Consider the following 2,845-nt stretch of genomic DNA (forward strand, 5'->3'; position numbering starts at 1 on the left):
AGACTTGGCAATTGCTGCTTATAAAAAACGGTTTAATATTGAGCAAATGTTTAGAGATTTTAAAACAGGTTGCTATAACTTAGAAGACACTAATGTTTCAGATAATCGGTTAATTTCCCTAATTTTATTGATAACAATAGCTTATACTTCTGCTACTCTTCACGGACAAAAAATTAAAGGTAAAGGAATTCAGAAATATGTTGGTAGAGTAAAAGAATCTGGTCGTTTACAAAGACGACACAGTAGTTTTTATATAGGCTTATATGCTCAAACTTGGGTCAAGTTTAGTTATGAACTTATTGATTTAGTACAAAAATTAATGAAACTTAATCGTAATAAGCGATGCAGCGCGGTCTTGGGGGTTTCCCCCATGAGCGACTGCATCAAGACAACAGAAGTATTATTTACGAGGAATGAGAGCTAGATCGCTTGCCCTGTCTGCTTTATAACTATTTTCGTCACCCCCCCAGCATGAAACCATACACATCCTATGAAACTGACTACTATCAATGGATACAGGAAACCGTAGAAAATCTCCGAAATCGTAATTTTAGTGAAGTGGACTGGAAAAATTTAATTGAAGAAATTGAAAGCATGGGTAAAAGTGAAAAGCGAGCATTATTGAGTCTTTTAACCCGTCTTTTAGAACACCTGCTGAAACTGGCTTATTGGAAATCTGAACAAGAACGAACTAGGAATCATTGGGCGGCTGAAGTTGTAAACTTTCGCGCTCAAATTAAAACTATTATTGAGGATAGTCCTAGCCTTTGTACTCAACTGGAAACTTTCTACAAAAAAGCTTATCCTAGTGCGGTAAAATCTGTTTCTCAACTGTTTACACTTCCTCCAGAAGCGGAAATTGATCTTACACAAGCTTTGGATGATGATTGGTTTCCATAACGGTTTGCGAGTTGTTTAAGTACATAGTTATTTTTTAGGAAACAGCGGATCTGGGAACAGCGGATCTGGGAATAGGGAACAGGGAACAGTCAATAGAGCAATTGGCATCCAAAATAAGTTAATTATTATTACAAATTAATAAGTGTAATTTATCTTTTTTGCGACATTATCATAATTAACTTATCGGCAAATTGCTATAGCGGTTTATAACCTAATGAGGTACACATAATTTTTCCCCTGTTCCCGATTCTCGATTACCGATTACCGATTCCCGATTACCGATTCCCGATTCCCGATTTAATTACTGTTCCCTGTTCCCTATTCCCTGTTCCATAAAATCCAAGAATTTGTACCTCACCAAATTGCCAACCGCTATATCCTAGGTTGACATCTTAAATACAAAGGCTAGAATTTATTCAGAATAATTTATTCTGGGTAAAAATAATGAAAACCAAAAAACTCACTCCCCTTCAAGCTGCTCCTGTTCAGCGTGAAACTGTGACGAATGCTTCAACAGCAGATGCTAATGCGATCGCACCGGCTCGTGCAGGCGGCGGCAGGGGGATCCCGATGGGTGCTCCTTTTGCGGGCGACGACGCTGAGTAGTTGTGTGACGGGCTAGGGCGTGTTTTCAAACTATAACCACAATAAAATTAATGCGATCGTCAACATGGCTGTATAATTTTTAGCAAGCTTTTCGTATCGGGTAGCGAAGGGAGCGAAATTGCTTGATTCGATTGATAGCACGCTCTACAAGGTTGCGTTGACGATAGATTTCACGGTTAAATGGACCGCGACGTGGTTCGGCGGGAAAGTCGTGGTATGGTAAGACGGATACCACGACGACGGAGGGAATTACGGATTCTACGACCTGTGTAACCTTTATCTCCAACCAGTCTTAAGGGACGAATACTTCGACGGCCTCGCCCAGGACGCGCGAGCAGCACCTTGTTCCATCAAAAGTTCGACGAAAAAGTGACTCATTTCGTTGACCTGGACTAAGAAGAAATGTGATCGGTAACCCTCAACCTTCACAACGTATGTGTATTTTTGTACTAAAGCCTCCGCGAGAACGCCCTAATTTTTCATCTTCTTCGCCGTTTTTTTTCCCCCAGCTGCGTGTTGATGGGTTTGAAGTTACCGTAAGAATAAAGAAGCCTTAATTAATAAGTTTTAACCCTTTTACCCATAGTTTGTCCCCTGTAAAGGCTTCTTTATTCTAAGGCGCGCGTCTCTCACGTATCACGGTGCCATCCACGTAGTGAACCTTCCAATCAAGATTTCCTCGAAGATCAGCGATTGCTTGCAGATTTTCCAATATTTGGTTCCAGATTCCGGTTTTTTGCCATCGGTAAAACCTGGTTGCGACACTTTGCCACTTGCCATAATCCCTAGGTAAGTCTCGCCACGGTGCACCTGTTCTTAGTACCGGTGAGAATTCCGTTGATCACCGTGCGGTGGTCTTTGTTTGGCTTACCTGTATGGGGTTTTTGTGGTGGTAGTAACGGTTTTCACCTCTCCCACTGTTCAAAACTTCACGTCCCCTCGATTCATGAATGCACCCTGCCTTCACACTACTTTTAGGATACAACGAGGCAAGAAAACACACCCTAGCCCTGATTTTCTGAGAATTGTAACCGGCAAGATGCCGGTTCCACATTCGATGCCTGTTCCATGTTCGATTCCCATTCCATGGCAGGAAACGGGCAAGATGCCCGTTCCACATTCGATTCCCATTCTACATTCGATGCCTGTTTCATGGCATTTGGGAACAGGCAAGATGTCTGTTCCACATTCGATTCCCATTATACCCACTGGCTCAAACAGCTTTAATCAGATGCATCCTGAAGTAGAGAGCGATCGCATCTGAAGCAAGCTTTACAGATAGAGTAAAAAATAGAGTAAAAAAATACTTTCGCGCCCCTTGGTGGGCAGTGGCTAATGA

The 2,845-nt window shown here is 41.9% G+C and carries 3 protein-coding genes and 2 pseudogenes; 3 read left to right on the forward strand and 2 right to left on the reverse strand.

Translation table 11 applies throughout. From position 1 onward, the window contains the following. From F6K49_RS39315 to F6K49_RS39325, 3 genes and pseudogenes are all read left to right on the forward strand, one after another. Positions 1-449 (forward strand): annotated as a pseudogene (locus F6K49_RS39315) (hypothetical protein); the annotation flags it as partial. 22 nt (positions 450-471) lie between these two features. Next, complete coding sequence (locus tag F6K49_RS39320; RefSeq protein WP_293106001.1) at positions 472-900, forward strand: DUF29 domain-containing protein; 429 nt, start codon at positions 472-474, stop codon at positions 898-900. Positions 901-1,344: 444 nt separating this feature from the next. After that, entirely contained in the window at positions 1,345-1,506 is a 162-nt protein-coding gene (locus F6K49_RS39325; RefSeq protein WP_083305643.1) for an anacyclamide/piricyclamide family prenylated cyclic peptide, read from the forward strand. A 30-nt stretch (positions 1,507-1,536) separates the two neighbouring features. Here the strand turns inward: F6K49_RS39325 and F6K49_RS39330 are convergent. After that, a pseudogene (locus F6K49_RS39330) lies at positions 1,537-2,426 on the reverse strand (IS5 family transposase); the annotation flags it as partial. An 84-nt stretch (positions 2,427-2,510) separates the two neighbouring features. Continuing rightward, positions 2,511-2,693 carry a hypothetical protein gene (locus tag F6K49_RS39335; protein ID WP_293067100.1) on the reverse strand — a complete coding sequence of 61 codons (183 nt, stop codon included), beginning with the start codon at positions 2,691-2,693 and terminating at the stop codon, positions 2,511-2,513. Positions 2,694-2,845: the final 152 nt, after the last annotated feature.

Source organism: Moorena sp. SIO3I6, from assembly GCF_010672095.1.